Below are 19,656 nucleotides of genomic sequence, written 5' to 3'. Positions count from 1 at the left end.
GCGGGGGCCCGCGCGGCCCCCGGGGCCCGGGGCCCCCCCCACTCCCGTCTGGCGTCTTGCCGACGGGGATTACCAGCGATACCAGCGGCCTCGCGTCCCGCTCGGTCCGGTGGAGCGGGCGAGGAAACCGACCAGCCAGATCACCAGGACGATCACGGCGATCCACCACAGGGCCTTCAGGGCGAACCCGGCGCCGAAGAGGATCAGGGCGAGCAGCAGAACGAGTAGCAGGGGAACCATAGTTATCAACCTCCGTCCCGCCGTGTGCCCCGTCCTGTTCTCCGCACACGCCGAGAATTTATCTGTTTCTTATCCGCCGCTCGGGGCATCGGACCGGACGGCCAGCAGTCGGCCCGGCCTCGCACAAGGCCGTCATCGAGGGGCCAGGAGGCCAGGGCTCAGAACTCCTATCGCAATGACTTCAGGCGTCTCCAGCAGATGAGTGCGCATCCGAGGGTGAGGAAGGCTTCGTGGATGTCGTCGCGTATCTCCCAGCGGATCCGCAGGCGACGGAACCAGTGCAGATGGGCGAACGCGCGCTCGACGACCCAGCGTTGGGTGCCCAGGCCGGAGCCGTGCTCGGTGCCGCTGCGGGCGATCGACGGCTTCACGCCGAGGTCCCAGACCAGGCGGCGGTACTTGTCGTGGTCGTAGCAGCGGTCGCCCAGCACCACGTCCGGGCGGCGCCGGGGGCCGGCCGTGCTTGCCCCGCACCGGCGGCACGGCCTGGAGAAGAGGGATCAGCTGGGTGACGTCGTTGCGATTGCCGCCGGTCAGGGTGGCGGCGAGCGGAATGCCGGTGGCGTCGGTGATCAGATGATGTTCGCTGCCGGTTCTGCCCCGGTCGACAGGGCTTCGTCCGGTCTTGGCTCCCCCTCTAACGCCCGGATGTGGGAGCCGTCGACCGCCGCCCCAGGGCGACGGCATCTCACGACGAGTCTTTCAGAAGGCCGAGGCAGCCCTCGCGCGGCAGATCCAGAGCAACGGTGGAGAAGCGTGCCGGCTGGCCGGCGATACCTGGACTCCGTACGAGAAGCAGCGGGACACCGAACGCCAGCCGCTCATCTACGAGAAGGCTTGGCGGGACGCCGCCTGGCTCCCGAGCGGGCTGCTGCGCCGCCTCGGACTCCTCACACCGTCACCGTCCCCCAGGTCGTCACCGGGCCTGTCCGCCGGGCGGGCGCCGAGATCTTCACGGCAGGCGGATGAGCGTGCCGCCCGGGTGGCCGGAGGCACTCCGCTGACGGACCTTGGCGGCGTCGGCGATCATGGGGGATCACGCAGGTCACTGCGACGCTGCTGGACTCCTCCTGCGGGCCCGGTCCTCAGGGTGTGGGCTGTGGGTGCGGCTGGTTGTAGCGGGCGGCGGGAGTGGGGCGGTTGCCGCCCGCGAGCAGGGCGGCCTCGGCGGCCAGGAAGGCGTCGAGCGCGGCGGTCTGGTCCTCCAGGCCCGGTATGCAGATCGTCTCGCCCAGGCGCAGGCCGGCGAGGCTGGCTCCGGCCACGCCCTCCGCAGTCATGGCGGAGGGGATGTTTCCGTATCCGCCGGCGAACTCCGTCGCCACGATGCCCGGGCAGACCACCTGGGTGCGGATGGGGGTGTCGGCGAGTTCGTGGGCGAGGGTGCGGGTGAAGGCGACGGTGGCGGCCTTGGCGGCGTTGTAGATGGTGCGGGGCGGCATGTGCGGGTTGCTCTGGCCGGCGCTGAAGGCCAGCAGGGAGGCGACCGTGACGATGGTTCCTTCCCCTGCGGTCAGCATGCCGGGCAGGGCGGCGCGCGCGAGCTGGATGGACGCCACGCCGTTGAGGGTGAGCAGGCGGTCGATCTCCTCCGGGGCGACCTCGGCGAGTGGCGCGTAGCCGCCGTCTCCCGCGTTGCTGATCAGCAGCCGGACATCGCCGACTGCCAGGCGCTTGGTCACCGAGGTGAGGCCGTCGTGGTTCCCGAGGTCCGCGGGAAGGACCTCCACGGCGGCGCCGGCCGCGCGGAGTTCGTCCGCGAGCGCGGAGAGGCGGTCGGCCCTTCGGGCCACCAGGACGAAGTCGTAGTCGGCCGCGAGGAGGCGGGCGTAGGCGGCGCCGATACCGGAAGAGGCTCCGGTGATGAGAGCAAGAGTACGAGACATGAGGACAGCTTTATTCAAACGCCTGCGTCATGTCAAACGTTTGATTCTCGGCCGGTGTCGTATTCTCCCCGCATGACGCTGCATGACGAGGGCCCCGTCGGCGCCGACGCACTGGACCGGGTGACCTGGGCACTGCGGCGGGCGGAGTTGGCCGTGACCGCCCTGAAGGAGCAACGGCTGCGCTCGCTGGGCATGGCGGCGGCACACTATTCCCTGCTCATCGCCGTCCACGTCGAGCCCGGCCTGGCCGGAGCGGAACTGGCCCGCCGCCTGAACGTCACCCCGCAGGCGGTGGCCTCCCTGGTGACCCGACTGGAGGGCCGGGGCCAACTGGAACGCCGGCCACACCCACGCCACCGACACGTGCAGGAACTCCACCTCACCGACGCCGGCCGCGACGCGCTGCGCAAGGCCGACTCCGTGATCGCGGAGATCGAACAACAGATCACCGAGAAGCTCGGCGCCAAGGACTCCACCCAACTGCAGGCGCTCCTCGGTCAGGTGACCGACGCGATACAACAGGTGCAACCCGCGGGCCCCCTCAACAGACCCGTCACCCTGCGCAAAGACGGCACACCGGGGTGACCGCGCGAGCAGCCGACACGCCACGATCACCTTGGACGAAGAAGCCCCGCGTCGTCACCGAACCAGCCTGAACCTGTCGAACGAGTCGTGGAAGCGCCACATGCTCAGCCTGGAGCTGGCGGGGTGGGATCCGCGCGGCCGGCCTGTTTGCCGAACTCGAGGTGTCGGCGGAAGACGGCTCCTGGCGCGGCGGCGTCATGGCTTCCTCGCGGGACGGAAACCAGCGCAATGGCACGGGAGGGCCTCGCTCACTCTCGGCTTCGCTCGAGCGTGACCTACCTGGGTGGCTTTGGCGATCGGATGGAGGCAGGCCACAGAGGCAGCATCGCCGGCGGCGCGCACGGCGAGCTGTTCGGCTTCGGTGACCACTTCCTTTGACGGGGAACCCCCTGCTTGAGCGATCCTGCATTCCGGCCGCACTGTCTGGTGCCCTCAGGAGCGCCAGTGGTGTACGGCGGGTGCGGTTGCCGTGAACGGCGGCCAAGGGGTGTCGGTGGTCGGGGTGCCGGTGCGGATGAAGCTGAGCCAGGCGGTGCGCAGGGCTCGGCCCAGGGTGTCGATGTCGTGCGAGTCGGCGCCGGCGAGCATCGGGGCGGTGGCCCAGTCGGCATCGGTGCCGAACAGGAAGGGCAGTTCGATGCAGTGGGTGGCGCCGAAGGGGGAGGCGGGGGCGGCGTAGTCGAAACGGTAGGTCCACACGCGGGCGCCCGCCTTGCTCAGCAGGGCAGCCAGGCGGCGGGCGGGACGGTCGAAGAGGGCCGCACCCGCGGCTCGTTCCGCAGCGTCCGCAGTCGCCGCACCCAGTGCCGGGACCCGGCGCAGGCGGCGCAGCGCCGGGTTCAGGGCGTAGAAGGCGCTCATCTCCCGCCCGGTGGTGCCGATGATGACGTCCAGACCGGGAGCTCGGCCTGCCAGGCACGCGGCCCAGCGTGCTGCGTCCGGGAGCGGGCCGACTCCGGCGACCGGCCTGAACAAGGGGACCGCACGGAGCCCGAGTCTGCCTGCCGCCTCGCGCGCGAGCGCGGTCTGGGCGTCCAGGACATCGGCGACGGGGACAGTACGCGGGTCTGCGCCGAGCCGGGTGAGAAACCCTTCGGCGGCCTTCCGGGCGGTGCGGGCGCTCCCGAGGCCGAGAGCGGCGGGGGAACTTTGAACGACGGCCCGGCGGAACAGTCCCTCGGCGTCGGGCATGCCCAGCAGACACTGCACGGTGTGGGCCCCGGCGGACTGACCGGCTACGGTCACCGCGTCCGGGTCACCGCCAAACGCGGCGATGTTCTCGCGCACCCACCGCAGCGCGGCGAGCTGGTCGGCCAGACCCAGATTGCCTTCGGAGATCCCTGGTGCGCGCAGATAGCCAAGCACGCCAAGCCGGTAACTGACGGAGACGACGACCACGTCGCCCTCGCGGACGAGTCGGCGGCCGCCGTACCACTTCCAGGAGCCGGCGCCCGAAACCCAGGCACCGCCGTGGAACCACACCAGCACCGGCCGGGACCGGTCGTCCACACCGGGGGTGGTAATGGTCAGGTTCAAGCAGTCCTCGCCCTGCTCGTGCGGCTCGGGGACGCCCATCACGGGCTCCAGCCGGGACGGCCGCTGCGGGGCGATCGGGCCGTCGGCTGTGGCGTCCCGCTCCCCGCTCCAGGCGGGCACTGGTTGGGGCGGGCCGAACCGCTTGCAGGTGGCGTAGCGCACGCCCCGGAAGACGGCCACACCGTCCTCGACCCGGCCACGCAGCACGCCGCTGGTGGTCTTTGCCGTGGTGAGCATGGGCAGCCTCCGCAGGTTGCGTCCATCGCAAGTCGACTTGCGATGGACCCAGTGAAGCTCGCCGTGATGGTTTATCGCAAGTGTGCTTGCGATAATGGGAGGTATGAGACCACCGCACCCGGCTCCCGCGCACCGCCGTGGCGCGGCCGTACACCGAGCCGTCCTCAAGGCCACCACCGAACTCCTGGCCACCGAGGGCCTGGCGGGCACCCGTATCGCGGAGATCGCCGCCCGTGCCGGTGTGCACGAGACCTCGGTCTACCGGCGGTGGGGCACCCGGACCAACCTGATCCTCGAAGCCCTCTCGGACCGCCTGGACGCCGAATTGCCCCTGCCTGACACCGGCTCCACGCACGAGGACCTGACCACCTTCTTCACCGCGCTCGCCGGGTTCCTCACCACGCCCACGGGCCAGTCGCTCGCCCGTCTCGCCCTCGCCGCAGCGGACGACGAGCCTCAGTCCGTCCAACTCCGCAACCAGTTCTGGACCGCCCGCCTGGACCGCGCCCGCATCCTCGTCCAACGCGGCACAGACCGCGGCGACCTCCCACCGGACAGCAACCCCGAGTTCCTCCTCGAAGCCCTGACCGGCCCCCTCCACCTGCGCATCGTGCAGCGCGACCAGCCCGCAGGGCACGCCTATGTGAGTCGACTCGTGGACCTGGTACTGGCCGGCGCCCGCTCAGCACCACCCGACAACCACACCAGGTCAAACCGCTGAGGGAAAGAAGCAGAGCCATGCACGGGGCGTCGCATCCGACGTCGAGAACGACGAGGATGTCCGCGTCGCCCTCGCGCCACCGCCCGCCGGCGATCAGATCCCTGACGACGCGGCGCTCACCTGGACGGCGGCACCCAGCATGGTCGGGCCGACGCTGATCCCCGACGTCGACAGCCAGCCGATGGCACTGTTCGAGGAGCGCATCGTCCGTATCGACGAAGACACCGCTCGCCTGCGCTACTGACCGTACGAAGCCCACAGCCAACACATGGTGTAACACGGGATAGCGTGAGCGGGGGACGGCCCAAACGACGAAACGACCCGGCGAGCGCGGTCACGCGCACCATCACCGATACCAGCGAGGCCTTCGCTCACGTTTCCGAGCACGACAAAGGCGGCATCGCCGCTATGGGCGCTCAGGAACGCAGGTAGGCCAGCACCGCGCGCACCCGGCGGTGGTGGTCGGTGTCCTCGACGTACAGGCCCAACTTGGCAAAGATGCTGCGGACGTGATTTTCCACCGCGCCGCCGCTCACCACGAGTTTGCGCGCGATGGCCTGGTTGGAGTGCCCCTCGGCCATGAGCCCGAGCACCTCCCGCTCCCGCGCGGTCAGCGTCGCCAGGGGGTCGTTGCCACGGCGCTGAACCATCAGCTGGGCCACCACCTGCGGATCGAACACCGTCCCTCCGGCGGCGACCCGCCGCAGCCCGTCAATGAACTCGTCGACGTCCACCACCCGGTCCTTCAGCAGGTAGCCCACGGCTCCCCTGGCGTCGGCCAGCAGATCCTCGGCATAGGAGGCCTCCACATACTGCGACAGGATCAGCACCGGCGCACCGGGAACCCGCTTGCGGGCCGCGACCGCGGCCTTCAGACCCTCGTCGGTGAACGAGGGGGGCATCCGCACATCCACCACCGAGACGTCCGGGCGGTGCTCGACCATGGCAGAGACGAGGCTGTCGCCGTCGCCCACCTCGGCGACCACCTCGAACTCGAACTCCTCCAGCAGCCGGACCAGTCCGGAACGGATCAGCACGGCGTCGTCGGCGACCACTACCCGCATGGGACCTCCATCACTACCACCGTCGGGCCTCCCTCGGGGGAGTGCACCACGAAATCGCCCTCGACCGACCTGGCGCGGTCGGCCAGCCCCGTGAGGCCGTGCCCCTTGGCCAGGTGGGCGCCGCCGATGCCATTGTCGGACAGGGTCAGGATCAGCCGGTTCGCGGTCCGGGACAGGGTGAGGCGCGCAGAGTCGGCGCGGCTGTGCTTGGCGACGTTCGTCAAGGCTTCGGCGGCCACAAAGTACACGGTGTTCTCCACCGCGGCGGAGAAGCGGTCCGGGACCGAGGCGTCCAGTTCCACCGGCACCGGGCTGCGGGCCGCCAGGGCCTGGGCCAACCCGCGGTCGGTGAGTACCGGGGGCGCAAGCCCGCGCGACAGCGTGCGTAGCTCCTCCAGGGTCTCCCGAGTTTCGGAAATGGCGCCCGTGATGGTGGCCTGTGCCGCGTTCGGGTCCTTGGCGAGCTGGCGCTGCGCCCGCGACAGCTCCATGGCCAGGTACACGAGCCGCTGCTGGGGCCCGTCGTGGATATCGCGCTCCAGGCGCCGCATCGCGCCCGCCTCGGCCGAGGCGGCGGCGGCCCGCCCTTCGGACAGGTCAGCGATACGCTCGTGCAACTCGCCGACCGCCGTCAGCAGGACGCGCCCCAGGTTCGCTCTTGCCAGAGCGGCGCCGCGCACGACGAACGGCAGGGCCAGGGCGAACAGCGCGCCGATCGTCACGTAGAACGCTGACGCGAACAGGTAGTTCTCCACCCCGACCAGCTTGGGAAGCTTCTGCAGGTTCTCGAGGCCCACCGCCTCGTGGATGATCCATCCGTACAGCGGCCAGGTGAGCGTGGACAGCGTCACCCACCACCACACCACGGTGATCACGAACATGATCACAGATACGGGAAGGATCACGATCCCGTACAGGAGGTCCAGCCAATACTGGCCGCCGAAAAGCGGGGTGATGCTTCGCCGGAAGACACCCGAACCCGCGGCAGGCTTGTTGTACACCGGCCGAGCCACGGAATGGCCCAGGACTTCCGGCAGGGCGCGGCGCTCGACCTCGGCGAATCCGCGGGCGATCCGCAGGGCGAGCGCCAGGACCGGCAGTCCGATGCCGATGACCGACGTGACCACGCCGAGTCCCAGGACGGGGATGATCAGGGTCACGCTGATCAAGGCCAAGGGGAGGGTGGACAGCGAGTAGAGGGTGAAGGCGCCGACTCGGCGCACTCTCGGGGGCATGCCCGCATATTAGGCGGCGGGTTGCGGGCGGATGATCCGGGCAGGCATGCCGGTTCGGGGTAGGGCCGGCACTACCTCTGGCGACGGCGCGGTACCGGTGACGGCGTCGCCGGTACCGGCCCGTCACCGCGGCTCCGGCATCGTTGAGGAGCGCATGAGGTGACGGCGATCCGCATGTACCTCGCGCTGCCGCAACGCACGTGGCCGCACTCTTCATCATGCCGTTGAAGCCCACCCACCGGTGCGAGCCGGACAGCCCTCGGCCGGTGGTGGTGCCTGCACCATCCCGCACTGGTGTGCGTGCGGGATGTCTGCTCCCCTGGCGCGGCTCCTAAGTTGTTGCTGCCGGTCACGAGCGCGCTGGGCGGCGTGGCGCACCAGGGGCTGGATCGGGGTTCTGGCACGTGCCTTCCCGAAGGTCCCCGGCCGACCACCGGCCGAGCCGGACACATGACGACGAACGCCTTCGCTCGTTCAATTCTTCAGATAGGAACACCATGATCTCCGCGAAAGGCCTGCATAAGAGATACGAGAAGACCGTCGCGGTGGACGATCTGTCCTTCGAGGTCCGGCCAGGGGTGGTCACGGGCTTCCTCGGTCCCAATGGCTCGGGGAAGTCCACCACCATGCGGCTGATGGTCGGCCTCGACCACGGCGGGGGCGAGACCCTGTTCGACGGTGAGCGGTTCGCCTCGATCCGTCGGCCGATGAACCACGTCGGCACCCTGCTGGAGGCCAAGCAGTTCCACCCCACCCGCTCGGCCCGCAACCACCTGAAGATGCTCGCCTCCGCCAACGGCATCGCCAACGCCAGGATCGATCGGGTCCTGGAGCTGGTCGGGCTCGGCTCGGCCAAGCGCAAGAAACCCAAGGGCTACTCGCTGGGCATGGCACAGCGCCTCGGCCTGGCGCAGGCGCTGCTGGGCGACCCGCAGACGCTGATGCTGGACGAGCCGACCAACGGCCTGGACCCGCACGGCATTCACTGGATGCGCGATCTACTCAAGAGCCTGGCCGCCGAGGGCCGCACCATCTTCGTCTCCAGCCACCTGCTCTCGGAGATGCAGCTGATGGCCGACGAGCTGGTCGTCGTCGGCCGCGGTCACATGATCTTCAACGGCGACGTCGACCAGTTCGTCCGCGAGTTCACCACGTCCACAGTGATCGTGCGCAGCCCCTTTGCCGACGCCTTTGTCCCCGCCCTCGAAGCCAAGGGCGGGGACGTGACCAAGGGCGACGACGGCGAACTGGTCGTCTCGGAAATGGAGATCGGCATGGTCGGGCACCTTGCCTTCACCGAGGGCATCGAGCTCACGGAGCTCTCCAGCCGCTCGGCCTCGCTCGAAGAGGCCTTCATGTCCGCCACCGGCGCCGCAGAGCAGTTCGTCGCCGAAAAGCCGATCCAGACCGCTCAGACCCCCGAAGGTGCCCAAAATGCTTGATGCGCTCAGATTCGAATGGACGCGGCTGCGTACGCTCCGCTCGACCTACTGGATGGTCGGCTCCGGCCTGGTGGCCTCCGCCGTGATCCCGCTGGTCCTTGGCCTCGGCGCCAGCGACGAGCCGCTCCATGCCGACGCCGTGAACCTCAGTGTCAACGGCGGGGCGAGTTTCGTGATCCCGTTCCTGGCGGTGTTCATGGCCGTGGTCGGTATCTTCGCGACCGGCCACGAGTACCGGCACGGCACGATCCAGCCGACCCTGACCGCGCTTCCGCAGCGCTCGCGCCTGATCCTGGCGAAGATCCTGACCGTCACGGCGCTGACCGCCGTGGCCACGCTGGTGTCGATAGCGATCAACGCAACCCTGGTACTCGCGTTCTGGGGCGAGGTCCCGGGCCTGTTCGACGACCCCGTACGCTCGGCGCTGCTGGGGTACCTGGCCTACAACCTGATCTACGCACTGGTCGGGCTCGGCCTGGGGTTGCTGTTCCGCGGCGTGCCCGCGGCGCTGGTGGTCATCTTCCTGATGCCGCTGATCATCGAGACCCTGATCGTCGGGCTCACCTTGGTCCCAGCCCTGGAATGGCTGGCGCCGGCCGTGAAGTTCCTGCCGTTCACCGCCGGCGAGGAGCTGATGTTGACCAGCCCGGCGAACTTCGGTCCCGCAGCTCCGGACTTCGACTTCTTCGACCGCTGGGCCTCGGGTGGCGTGTTCGCGGTCTTCGCAGCCCTGATCACCAGTGCCGCCTGGATCCTGTTCAAGAAGCGCGACGCGTAGTCCCACGACGACGAAGGGCCTGGAGCATCGCTCCGAGCCTGACGTCTGTGGTGGTACCAGCGGCGCGAGACCAGACCGAGATGATGTCCGCCGTCGTGCCCGGTTCCGGTGCCCCGGCACGACCCCGACAGCATGCGCGCCAGGGTCACCGAACGATGGCCGAAGGCGACCCTGCCACCAAGAAATCGCTCGCGCAGAAACTCGTCGAGGGAGTCCGCATCTGCGGACCCCGCCAGATCCAACCCCTCTTCCGCGTCCCCGCCAGCAAACACAGAACTCTGCCCCACAGGACGAGGTTCGTACAGTGTGCAGCTATGGGGATTTGAACCCAGACCTCTCCCGCACCGGGTCGACCCCGACGTCCCCGTCGAGGATGTCGCGAACGCGGTCGCAGAGCTCGTACAGGCGGGTAAGGTACGCCACTTCGGCCTGTCCGAAGCCGCCGCGGCGACGATCCGCAGGGCCCACGCCGTCCGTCCCGTGACCGCCGTGCAGAGCGAGTACTCCCCGTGGATCCGCGACCAAGAATCCGAGGTACTGCCCACGCTCGCCGAACTCGGCATCGGGTTCGTGCCGTTCAACCCGCTCGGCAAGGGTTTCCTCACCGGCCCCGTCGACACCACGACCGCGTTCACCGAAGGTGACATCCGCGCCTCCATCCCGCGGTTCGACCAGGACAACCTCGCCGCCAACCAGGTCCTGGTCGACCACGTCGCCATGCTCGCCCGCGCCAGGAACGCTACTCCCGGGCAGGTCGCCCTGGCCTGGCTCCTCGCCCAACCCCGGATCGTTCCGATCCCCGGCACCCGCCGCATCGAACGCTGGAGCGGCCCGCATCGGCGTGCACGGCGACCGCTACAACGACCAGCACATGCGCCTCGTCGGCAAGTGGGAGGGACGACCGTCTCCTCTTCTCCGACAGTGGGATGACTGACGGTGGCTCGGCAAGGCGCCCGCGCCGCCACAGTTCACCCAAGTGACAAAAAAGCATGCACGCTTGATTTATGTAGTCCCGACTGGCACGCTCGCTCCACACCTGACCCTTGAGCGTGGACCGGATCAGCTGCCGCCTTGCGCATGCCGGTTGAGGACGGAACGGAGAGGAAAGCCATGGAGCTGGCCACCACCCTTGAGTACGCCGAGAACAACCCTCTGAAAGCTGTCGAGGAGGTCGTCCGGCTGGAGAAGGCGGGCCTCGACGCCGTCTGGGTGGCCGAGGCGTACGGCTTCGACTCACCGACCCTCATGGGCTACATAGCCGCCCGTACCGAGCGCGTGAACATCGGCTCGTACATCATCAACGTCTTCTCCCGCACGCCCGCGCTAATCGCCCAGACCGCCGCCGGACTCGACGGCGTCTCCCGGGGCCGCGCCCTGCTCGGGCTCGGCGCGTCCGGCCCGCAGGTGGTCGAGGGGTGGCACGGCAAGCCCTACGACAAACCCCTCGGCCGCACCCGCGAGACCGTCGACCTGTGCCGCCGGATCTGGCGGCGAGAGGTGATCGAGCACCACGGCATCGTCGACATGCCGCTGCCGGCCGAGAAGGGCGGCAAGCTCGGCAAGCCGCTGAAATTCCTCAACCATCCGGTGCGCAGCGAGATACCGATCTACCTCGCGGCACTGGGTCCGGCCAACGTCCAGATGACCGCGGAGATCGCCGACGGCTGGCTGCCGCATCTCTTCATCCCCGAGAAGGCCGGCCAGGTGTGGGGCGACGCACTCGCCGAGGGACTAGCCCGCCGGCCCGCGGAACGCGGCAATCTCCAGATCGTGGCGGGAGCCCTTCTTGCCGTCGGCGAGGACGCGGCGGCCGCCCGCGACCTGGCCCGCCCGATGATCGCCCTCTACCTCGGTGGCATGGGCGCCAAGGGCAAGAACTTCTACAACGACCTGGCCCGCGCCTACGGATATGAAGAGGCCGCCGAGAAGGTCCAGGACCTCTATCTGTCGGGGAAGAAGAAGGAGGCGGAGGCCGCTGTCCCCGATGAGCTGACCGAACTGCTATCGCTGTGCGGCCCCGAGGGGTACGTACGCGAACGCATCGAGGCGTTCCGCTCCGCCGGTGTCACCCAGTTGAACGTCCGTGTCATCTCCCCTGAGCCCGCCCGCCTCGTCGAGAAGGTCAAAGGCTGGCTGTGACCGGCTGCTCCCCACCACCCCCGCGGGATCGTCGAACCGAGTCGGCACCACACCGGGCTTCCCGGACAGCGGGATGAGCTGGCGTCGCCCATTGCCATCCCGCCCCCTGGCCGCGCGGTTCATGTTCTCGGCCGATGGGGTACAGGCTGCAGAAGCCGTTCCGCGTCACCGCGCTCCCCTGCAAGCGCGGTGACGAACCCGCAGGAGATGGGACGAGACCTGGACGGACGCTCTCTCTCCACCGAAGTGGCGGGCGGGTTCACATGGCCCTGGTCGGCGTGTGGACCGAGTCGCGGGAGATCCTCATCTGCCGGGGGGTCCGGTTCGCCGAACACAGCGCGTAAAGACACCTCGTACATGTACTTCCGAATGCATCTGGCACCTGAATGTCCACCGGGGCGTTGTCACGTTGTTGGATGTGGGGCGTCTGATGGTGTGACGGGGCATGGAGGAGTCGGGTTCCGGATGTGTGCTCATCGCGCGGTGGGCAGGCCGGCGGCTCCGGTGATCTGTTCCCAGATCGCGAAGGGGACGGTCATCTCGGCTGGATAGTGGGATGCGGGGATCAGATGGCGGCGGGCCGGAAGTGGGGCGAGATGCCGCTGAACGCGGACAGAAACATTCACGGGCCCCTTTTTTTGATGCGCGGCCACTCGTGCGCGAATCCAGCGGGCGATCTCCGAGTCGTCCCGCTCGACCGCCCGCCGCTCGGGCCGTTGCAGGCTCCATCCGAGCCGGCCGGTCAGCAGCCGCCACACCGACGCCCTCGACAACACCACCCCCGTTGCCCGGGTGACGACCGCGCCGACTCGTTCCAGGGTCCACAGGTCGGCCTCGAAACCATGAGCCCGGGCACCTTGCTCCAACGCGGCCCGGACCATCTCGACCTGGGCGCCGTCCAGCTCGGGTGGGCGTCCCGCGGCTGAACGTCTCCGCAGGCCCGAAGCACCGTCTCGCTCCCACACCCGCCGCCAACGCCGCACACTCCCGGCACACACCCCCCACCGCCCTCGCGATCTCCGCATTCGACACGCCGCCCTCGAACAACTCGACTGCCCGAACACGACACGCCTCCGCCAACTGAGGCCGCGACAAAGGAGGAAGGGAGAAGCCGGCAACCGAAGGGGAAGGTTGATATGCCACCCCGACAACCTCCCACCCCCACGGCCACCACACCCACCGAACCTACGAAAAGATCAGTAGGGGGTGAGAAGGTGAAGGGCTTCCGCAGTTTCATCCTGCGCGGCAACGTGGTCGACCTGGCCGTCGGCATCGTCATCGGGGCAGCGTCCACCGCCGTGGTGAACGGCTTCGTCAGCGCCTTCCTGACACCACTCGTCGGACTGGCCACCGGTGCCACCGGCGACATGAGCCACAAGACCTTCGCCGTCGCGCCGCCAAGTTCCCCTACGGCGCCTTCATCAACGCGGCGATCAGCTTCCTCCCCCTCGCCCTGTACTTCCTGGTCGTGCTCCCGATCAACAACTCCACGAACGCCTCGCCCCGCACCACGACGGCCAAGCCCCCCAACGGGACTGCCCCGAATGCCTCAGCCCCCGCACCCGCCCAGGCCCGACGCTGCGCCTCCTGCACCGTCTCCCTGCCCGCCGTCCCGCTCAGGCTGCGGAGACAACCCAGCGCGCCCGGTGACCCGACTCCATGGCCCGGCCTGGGTTGCCGGGCCCGTCGCGGGCATGTCCGTGGTGACCGCAGTTACCGACGGCGCCCGATGCCGAACCCGCTGCGTGGCGGGCCAGCGCCGCGTGCAGTTCCCCGTGAAGGACATCGGGCAGCGCGCCCAGGCACTGAGTGGGGAACCGTGTCGTCACCTCCGCGGGGCACCACACGCTTTGCCCAGCCTGCCAGTAACACCGGCGAAAGCATCGACCCACACGTGCCTGAGGACACGATCGACCGCGCGTTACCTCACCCGTGACGCTCACACCCGGGGCGGGTTACGGCCGACGACAGCGTCCGGTCCCCCGGAACGATGCTGGTTCAATCGACATTCTCGGGATCCGCGGTCCCCGAGCGCTATCCGTAACCGCCGATGAACGGCGCCGGCTCCCACGTACAGAAACCGGCGTTCTGCCGCCTGGATACACTGCCCTGTCGGGTGGGACTTTCCTCTGCCCGTGCCGGGACGGCGCAGGCGGCTGATGTGAAGGAGTCCGAACGTGGATGCCCCACATGTGGTGGGCGGGTCCCCGGCGGTGCCCGGGAGTGCCGCGTTGGAGGTGAGCCCGTTGCCCGGCGGTCGTTGTGGGATACGTGCCCGTGGTGAGATCAGCGCCCCCACTCGCACGGCTTGGGAGCGGGCCCTGTCCGAGCTGGCCCGGCGCCACGCGGGCGTGTCGTACGTGGAGCTGTCGGATGTGGCGTTCGTCGATGTGGCCGGGGTGACCGCGCTGGCGGTCACCGCCATGAACCTGCCCGACGGGAAGGTTGTGGTGGAAAAACCCCCGCCGCAGCTGCCGCGGGTTCTGGAGATGTTCTGGCCGGGCCTGGACCGGATCGAGGTGGCTCTGTGATGAGAACGGTGACCACCCACGAGGCGTTCGTTCACCCTGCCCTCTTCTACCGCACCGAGCAGGAGTACACGCGCCAGACGGTGGCCTTCCTGCGCGAGGGCCTGACCAACGGCGAGCCGATGGCCGTGGCGGTGCCCGGCCCCAACCTGGGGCTGATCAAGGCGGGTCTGGGCGGGGATGCCGAGGGCATCCTGTTCCTGGACATGACCGAGGCCGGCCGCAACCCGGGACGGATCATCCCCAAGGTGCTGCGCGGATTTGCCGACGCCCACCCCAAGGGGCGTGTGCGGATCATCGGCGAGCCGATCTGGGCCGGGCGCAGCGCGGTGGAGTACCCGGCGTGCGCGCAGCACGAGGCGCTGATCAACGCCGCGTTCGAGGGCCGGGCGGTGACGATCCTGTGCCCCTACGACGAGGTGCGGCTGGATCCGCAGGCGATCGCCGATGCGCGGGTCACCCATCCGACCCTCATCAGCGGGGAGGGCCATGAGTCGGTCAGCGACGCCTACGACTGGCAGGCGGTCGTCGACCGGTACAACCAGGCGCTTGTTCCTGCACCGGACGCCGCGGCCTTCTCCTACGGTGCTGAGGACCTTCCGGCGGTCCGCCAGTTCGCTCTCGCTCAGGCGACGCGGCTGGGCCTGGCCGGGGAGCGGCTGATGGATGTGGAGCTGGCGGTCGCGGAGCTGACGACCAACAGTGTGGTCCACGGCGGAGGCCGCGGGACACTCGCCGTCTGGGCCGAGCAGGGGCAGCTGGTGTGTGAGGTCCGCGATGCTGGCCGGCTGACCGATCCGCTGGCCGGCCGCCGCCCGCCGCAGCGCGACCAACTGGGCGGCCGGGGCCTGATGCTGGTCCACTACGTGACCGACCTGGTGCGCGTGCACACCGGCGACGACGGCACGACCCTGCGCTTCTACCTCAGCTTGTGACAGCGCGCGCGGCGGCCACCTGTCCGGTTGGCCGCCCGCCTCGCCTCTGCCGCAAGCAGGACACCCTGCAACGTGGGGTGACATTCCCCAGCTCCTCTCGGTGCGACGGGGACGCCGGCTCGGGGCGCGCGATGCCAGCGTGCGGGATGGCGCCACCGACCGTTCGAGGGTGCAGGTTCGACGATCGAGGGCCAGGCGGTACTCTCGCGCTTCGGCCAACCTCCCTCGACGGCCGGGCCGCTGCCTGCGGGAATGCTCGCTGCCGCCAGCGCTGCGGCCTCGCCGGCGCTGAGGCGGGCACCGAGCACACGTGACGGTGTCTGCGCAGCTTCCCGTGCGACCACATTCCGCAGCCCGTCTACTGTCGGAATCACACACGGAAGCTCCTCATAAAAACGGATCAGCGGTGCTGCTGAACAGGCTGAACTGGCCGTGCGACGGCCACGGGAAGAAGACACGCAGGGCCGGCTGCGCATAGAGAGCCTCGGCAAGCTCGGCGTCGCCCGATCTCCTGCGCGGGCCCAGCCTGACGCAGGACGAGACGGAAGCCGCTGTCGCCTGCTTGCTCACCGCCGCCATCAAGGACCCAGACGACACCGTCCGCGAGAGTGCCCTCAACGCATCGGTAACGCCTCCGAACGCCCAGACCTGCCTCTCCACCTGGTCGCCGGGCTGGCACCGTGGCTCCACACGATGACCGCCCCGCTCCTCGAGCACGCCCTCGGCATTCTCGGCTCCACCCGTGACCCCGACTCCCACCCGATGATCGAGCCCTACTGGCAACACCCCACGGACTACGTGCGCGAAGCCGCCGCCATGGCGCTGGCAGAGCTGCCCGACCACAACACCCCCGCAGCGACGGACCACAACCATGGACAATTACTCCCGGCCCCCCAGCAGTGGACGCCTACGTGCGCCAAGGCACCGGCGACGCCGCGGGGGTGCTTGGCGGGCTGGGGTTCTGGACCTGGCGGACCCATGAGGTGCTCGGGATGATCAATGGATGCGCGCGTACATTCAGCGTGACCCGCCGAACAGTCGAGTGCTCCGTTACGGACTTCGTCCGTCCGGTTCAGGGCGGGAAGACGCGTGCCACCACCATCAGGCTCAGCCAGGCACCCGTGGCCGGTCGTCATGCACGCAGGTCGCCGGCGGTGTCGGAGTTGTCCGTTGCAGCGTCGTTCAGGGCATGCAGGCCGGAGAGCGTCTGGCTTGTCCGGCGAAGGAGTCGTCACGGCCCTGGGTCGCCCGGTGCGGTGAAATGCCCCAGACTCCCCTATAGAGGCCCTGCCGGAGTGAGCCACAGAGAAGGTGACCGGCGTGCTTGAGGTCCCGTTCTGGTTGTGGGCGGCGTTTGCCGCGACGGTCGTGGTGTCGCTGGCGGTGGACCTGCTGGCCCACCGCACCGCGCACGTCATCGGCTTCAAGGAGGCTGCCGCCTGGAGCGGCCTGTGGGTGGGACTCGCTCTGATCTTCGCGGGCGTCGTTTTCCTCGTCCTGGGCTCGACGGCCGGCACCGAGTACACCACCGCGTGGCTGCTGGAGAAAAGCCTGTCGGTGGACAACCTTTTCGTCTTCGCCGTGATCTTCGCCTACTTCAAGGTGCCCCGCGCCTATCAGCACCGGGTCCTGTTCTTCGGCGTGATCGGTGCCCTTGTCTTCCGCGGGATCTTCCTCTCCCTCGGAGTCGCTGTCGTCAGTCGCTTCACCGCTGTGCTGTTCGCCTTCGCGGCCGTCCTCTTTTACAGCACCTACAAGCTCCTCAAGGACGAGCAGGGGAGCTTCGACCCTGGCAAGAGCTTCGCCGTCCGGCTGCTCCGCAAGATCATGCCGGTCCGGGACGAATACGCCGGCGCGAAGTTCTTCGTCAAGGAGGCTGGCAAGCGTGTGGCCACGCCGCTGCTCGCGGTGGTCGCAGCGATCGAGGCCGCTGACCTGATCTTCGCCGTCGACAGTGTGCCGGCCGTCCTGGCCGTCAGCGACGATGCCTTCATCGTCTACACCAGCAACGCGTTCGCCATTCTCGGCCTGCGCGCGCTGTACTTCATGCTGGCGGGCCTGCTGGACCGCTTCCACTACCTGAATGTCGGCCTCGCGGTCATCCTGTCCTTCATCGGCGTCAAGCTGATCCTCCAGGCATCCCACAAGATGATCAGCCCAGGCATCCCGGAAATCCCTTCGCCGATCAGCCTCGCGGTCATCGTCGTGGTCCTGACAGCGTCCATCGCCTTCAGCCTGCGCCGACCCACGCCGTCCCCCACCGCGCAGGACGGGCAGATTCCCACCTCATCTGGCACCGCAGCCGACCACCTCCAAGAGGACACCCACGCCGAGCACGGCAAGCCACCGGATCATCCGCCACGCTCGGCGCCGTGATGCTGCACGGCGCAGGTGTGCACTGGCCCCGTCCCTGGCCAAGAAGTCTATTGTTAAAGAATGAGCAAAACCGAGCATGAGGCGAGTTCCCAGAGGCTGCTTGTGTGCCCGGTCTGCAAGCAACGCCTGGAGATGACCATCAAGAGCCGACACAAGACACTCGGGGTCTTCGTGCCGGTGTGGGGCCCGAGCCCCTGCCACAACCCCGACTGCCCCAAGCATCTGGAGAAGCCGGAGACGGACCAGGCCCACGCCACATGACTTCCGGCGGATCAACCATCTCGTAGCCTTCGTGCACGAGGCCAGGAATGCCGGCGCCGAGGGCAGCCTGGCCGTCATGGGCGGCACCGCCCGAGAAGAGCCTGACGGGGGTTCATCGAGGAGTACCGCGAGGCCGGCTGCAACCAGTATCCCGGGGGCTTCAGCGACACCACGTACGACGCCACCTGGGCGGTGATCCAGGCGATCAAGAACGGCGTGCACATCCCCAGCACTGGCGTCCTGCCCGCAGACGCCTGATCCAAGGTGAAGGAGGCACTGCAGAGGTCACCTTCGACGGCGTCGAGCGCAAGGTTGCCTTCGGCAAGTACGGCAGGACCGTCACGACAAGGCGACCGCTCACCGTCTCGAGAACGGCAGTGGATCGCCCAGGGCTGACGGAGCCTGCCGAATGCGGCTGGCGGCGGCCCAGGTCTGGAGTCTGCGTCCCGGCGGGCGGGTTCCGCGGCCAGCGTCAGGCCGGGGCCGGTGAGGCGCCGAGGGCTGCTTGCTGGACGTCAAGCAACGGCAGCGCCAGAGCCTCGGCGAGCTCCGCCAGTTCCTGTGGGGTGGGCCGCACGGGACCGCGGGCGCCGTCCTCGGCGAAGACGCGGATCCGCGGGGTGCGAATGCCCGTACGGTCGGCGAGGTCCTGTGCGTTCAGGTGCCTGCGTCGCATGGTCTGTTGCAACAGCTGTGAGAGGTCGGCCATTTCTCTCCCCTGCCCTGAGCTGTCCGAGTCATGGCCGCCCTCACCTGTACGGGTGACTGCGAGACATGGACGACCGTCCGTTGGTCCGTGCGGGCATTCCGCCCCGCAGGAGCACGGGCGTGGCGCCGACCAGGTTCGCAGCGGCAGGGGGCAGGCCGACGTCGAGACAGCGGGCGTCGTCGATCGGCACCTCCAGCAGCGCCCTGGCGGCCGGTGCGGCAACACAGCTGTACGGCGGCGTGGCGAAAGCTGCCGCGTCGGCACGTTCGCTCGCGGCTTCCACCCGAAGACCACGTGATCGACAGTCTGTTCTCCGACCTGTTCTACCGTGTCAAGGCGCCCTTGGCCCGGGCTCCGCAGCAGGCCGAGAAGCTGACGGATCTGCTGCTCCCGGTCGATCTTCAAGAGCCCATTACCCAGACCGATACCCCGCGCCTTCGACGCCGCGCCCGACGTCCGCGCGGCCTTGTTCAGCGTCACCTAGGTCGAAGGCCGGCCGGGATCGTCCTACCCGAACGGGTCGGTTCCCGGCCCCCTACCGGGCGGTATGGGGTTCGGTACGACAAGGGCGGACGGCCGAACCGGCTCACCGGCGCCGGAGTGCTGCTGGAGAGCGCGCTGTTCGCCACTCTGGACACGACGGTGCGCCGCGCGGAGACCCCGAGCGGCCGCAACCACACCATCGCCGACCCGTCGGTTTCGTACGCCATCTGCCGCACCATCTCGTCGAGGCGTTCCGCTCCACGATCGACGAGGTGGCGGACGCGCACCTGGTGTTGGACTTGATCGACGGCTCGCACCCGGAACCGGAGGCGCAACTCGCCTCCGTCCGGCAGGTCCTGACGGAGGTCGGCGCGGCTGTGCGGCCGCCCCTATCGCTCTCGGATCATGCCGCGCTCCCATGCCCAGGCGGCGATCTCGACCCGGTTGCGGGCGTCGATCTTCTGCTGGATGTTGGCCAGGTGCGTCTTGACGGTGGACAGC

The 19,656-nt window shown here is 68.9% G+C and carries 18 protein-coding genes and 4 pseudogenes; 11 read left to right on the top strand and 11 right to left on the bottom strand.

Going from position 1 to position 19,656, the window contains the following annotated elements; all coding sequences use genetic code 11:
• Nucleotides 1-69: 69 nt before the first annotated feature.
• The 3 genes and pseudogenes from ACFU5F_RS39525 to ACFU5F_RS39515 form a co-directional block, all read right to left on the bottom strand.
• Nucleotides 70-249: a DUF5670 family protein gene (locus ACFU5F_RS39525; protein ID WP_107305663.1), complete on the bottom strand. Its 180-nt coding sequence runs from the start codon at nt 247-249 to the stop codon at nt 70-72.
• A 158-nt stretch (nt 250-407) separates the two neighbouring features.
• Nucleotides 408-911, bottom strand: a pseudogene (locus ACFU5F_RS39520) (IS5 family transposase); the annotation flags it as partial.
• Nucleotides 912-1,325: 414 nt separating this feature from the next.
• Entirely contained in the window at nt 1,326-2,126 is an 801-nt protein-coding gene (locus tag ACFU5F_RS39515) for an SDR family NAD(P)-dependent oxidoreductase (protein ID WP_383898149.1), read from the bottom strand.
• Between the two features lie 72 nt (nt 2,127-2,198).
• Here ACFU5F_RS39515 and ACFU5F_RS39510 point away from each other — a divergent pair, with 72 nt between their 5' ends.
• Nucleotides 2,199-2,711, top strand: coding sequence for a MarR family winged helix-turn-helix transcriptional regulator (locus ACFU5F_RS39510; protein ID WP_383898148.1), 513 nt, complete (start codon nt 2,199-2,201; stop codon nt 2,709-2,711).
• Between the two features lie 432 nt (nt 2,712-3,143).
• On the opposite strand, the gene ACFU5F_RS39505 is transcribed toward ACFU5F_RS39510, so the two are convergent.
• Entirely contained in the window at nt 3,144-4,484 is a 1,341-nt protein-coding gene (locus tag ACFU5F_RS39505) for a carboxylesterase/lipase family protein (RefSeq protein ID WP_383898146.1), read from the bottom strand.
• Between the two features lie 103 nt (nt 4,485-4,587).
• On the opposite strand from ACFU5F_RS39505, the gene ACFU5F_RS39500 reads away from it, so the two are divergent.
• A complete protein-coding gene (locus ACFU5F_RS39500; RefSeq protein WP_383898144.1) occupies nt 4,588-5,205 on the top strand; it encodes a TetR/AcrR family transcriptional regulator in 618 nt (205 codons plus the stop codon).
• 416 nt (nt 5,206-5,621) lie between these two features.
• On the opposite strand, the gene ACFU5F_RS39495 is transcribed toward ACFU5F_RS39500, so the two are convergent.
• A complete protein-coding gene (locus tag ACFU5F_RS39495; RefSeq protein ID WP_383898142.1) occupies nt 5,622-6,269 on the bottom strand; it encodes a response regulator in 648 nt (215 codons plus the stop codon).
• The gene (locus ACFU5F_RS39490) at nt 6,260-7,504 is read right to left on the bottom strand and encodes a sensor histidine kinase (RefSeq protein WP_383898141.1); all 1,245 of its coding nucleotides are present in this window, start codon (nt 7,502-7,504) and stop codon (nt 6,260-6,262) included. Before ACFU5F_RS39490 ends, ACFU5F_RS39495 begins: the two co-directional genes overlap by 10 nt.
• 497 nt (nt 7,505-8,001) lie before the next feature.
• On the opposite strand from ACFU5F_RS39490, the gene ACFU5F_RS39485 reads away from it, so the two are divergent.
• The 4 genes and pseudogenes from ACFU5F_RS39485 (at nt 8,002) to ACFU5F_RS39470 (ending at nt 11,863) form a co-directional block, all read left to right on the top strand.
• Complete coding sequence (locus tag ACFU5F_RS39485) at nt 8,002-8,946, top strand: ATP-binding cassette domain-containing protein (protein WP_383898139.1); 945 nt, start codon at nt 8,002-8,004, stop codon at nt 8,944-8,946.
• A gap of 52 nt (nt 8,947-8,998) precedes the next feature.
• Complete coding sequence (locus ACFU5F_RS39480) at nt 8,999-9,724, top strand: hypothetical protein (RefSeq protein WP_383898137.1); 726 nt, start codon at nt 8,999-9,001, stop codon at nt 9,722-9,724.
• Between the two features lie 342 nt (nt 9,725-10,066).
• Nucleotides 10,067-10,658: pseudogene (locus tag ACFU5F_RS39475) on the top strand (aldo/keto reductase); the annotation flags it as partial.
• Between the two features lie 176 nt (nt 10,659-10,834).
• A complete protein-coding gene (locus ACFU5F_RS39470) occupies nt 10,835-11,863 on the top strand; it encodes an LLM class F420-dependent oxidoreductase (RefSeq protein ID WP_383898135.1) in 1,029 nt (342 codons plus the stop codon).
• Nucleotides 11,864-12,336: 473 nt separating this feature from the next.
• Here ACFU5F_RS39470 and ACFU5F_RS39465 read toward each other — a convergent pair.
• Both ACFU5F_RS39465 and ACFU5F_RS39460 read right to left on the bottom strand, forming a co-directional pair.
• Nucleotides 12,337-12,482, bottom strand: a pseudogene (locus ACFU5F_RS39465) (IS6 family transposase); the annotation flags it as partial.
• Nucleotides 12,483-12,534: 52 nt separating this feature from the next.
• Nucleotides 12,535-12,888: pseudogene (locus tag ACFU5F_RS39460) on the bottom strand (winged helix-turn-helix domain-containing protein); the annotation flags it as partial.
• Nucleotides 12,889-12,999: 111 nt separating this feature from the next.
• Between ACFU5F_RS39460 and ACFU5F_RS39455 the strand changes: the two are divergent.
• From ACFU5F_RS39455 to ACFU5F_RS39445, 3 genes are all read left to right on the top strand, one after another.
• Entirely contained in the window at nt 13,000-13,917 is a 918-nt protein-coding gene (locus tag ACFU5F_RS39455) for an MscL family protein (RefSeq protein ID WP_383898133.1), read from the top strand.
• 123 nt (nt 13,918-14,040) lie between these two features.
• Nucleotides 14,041-14,394 (top strand): STAS domain-containing protein, encoded by a 354-nt coding sequence (locus ACFU5F_RS39450; protein ID WP_383898131.1) that lies wholly within the window; start codon nt 14,041-14,043, stop codon nt 14,392-14,394.
• Nucleotides 14,394-15,326 (top strand): anti-sigma factor RsbA family regulatory protein, encoded by a 933-nt coding sequence (locus ACFU5F_RS39445; RefSeq protein ID WP_383898129.1) that lies wholly within the window; start codon nt 14,394-14,396, stop codon nt 15,324-15,326. Before ACFU5F_RS39450 ends, ACFU5F_RS39445 begins: the two co-directional genes overlap by 1 nt.
• 387 nt (nt 15,327-15,713) lie before the next feature.
• On the opposite strand, the gene ACFU5F_RS39440 is transcribed toward ACFU5F_RS39445, so the two are convergent.
• Nucleotides 15,714-15,896 (bottom strand): DUF6193 family natural product biosynthesis protein, encoded by a 183-nt coding sequence (locus ACFU5F_RS39440; protein WP_383898127.1) that lies wholly within the window; start codon nt 15,894-15,896, stop codon nt 15,714-15,716.
• 750 nt (nt 15,897-16,646) lie between these two features.
• Between ACFU5F_RS39440 and ACFU5F_RS39435 the strand changes: the two genes are divergently transcribed.
• Together ACFU5F_RS39435 and ACFU5F_RS39430 are read left to right on the top strand one after the other, a co-directional pair.
• The gene (locus ACFU5F_RS39435; protein ID WP_383898152.1) at nt 16,647-17,702 is read left to right on the top strand and encodes a TerC family protein; all 1,056 of its coding nucleotides are present in this window, start codon (nt 16,647-16,649) and stop codon (nt 17,700-17,702) included.
• A gap of 60 nt (nt 17,703-17,762) precedes the next feature.
• Nucleotides 17,763-17,963 (top strand): hypothetical protein, encoded by a 201-nt coding sequence (locus ACFU5F_RS39430; protein WP_383898125.1) that lies wholly within the window; start codon nt 17,763-17,765, stop codon nt 17,961-17,963.
• A gap of 472 nt (nt 17,964-18,435) precedes the next feature.
• On the opposite strand, the gene ACFU5F_RS39425 is transcribed toward ACFU5F_RS39430, so the two are convergent.
• Nucleotides 18,436-18,672, bottom strand: a complete 237-nt coding sequence (locus tag ACFU5F_RS39425) for an XRE family transcriptional regulator (RefSeq protein WP_383898123.1) — start codon at nt 18,670-18,672, stop codon at nt 18,436-18,438.
• A gap of 872 nt (nt 18,673-19,544) precedes the next feature.
• Nucleotides 19,545-19,656: LuxR C-terminal-related transcriptional regulator (locus ACFU5F_RS39420; RefSeq protein ID WP_383898151.1), on the bottom strand; the 112-nt coding region annotated here is incomplete at its 5' end.

The organism is Streptomyces sp. NPDC057438 (assembly GCF_042802995.1).
Taxonomy (GTDB): Bacteria; Actinomycetota; Actinomycetes; order Streptomycetales; family Streptomycetaceae; genus Streptomyces.
This window is presented reverse-complemented; position numbering and strand designations above follow the sequence as displayed.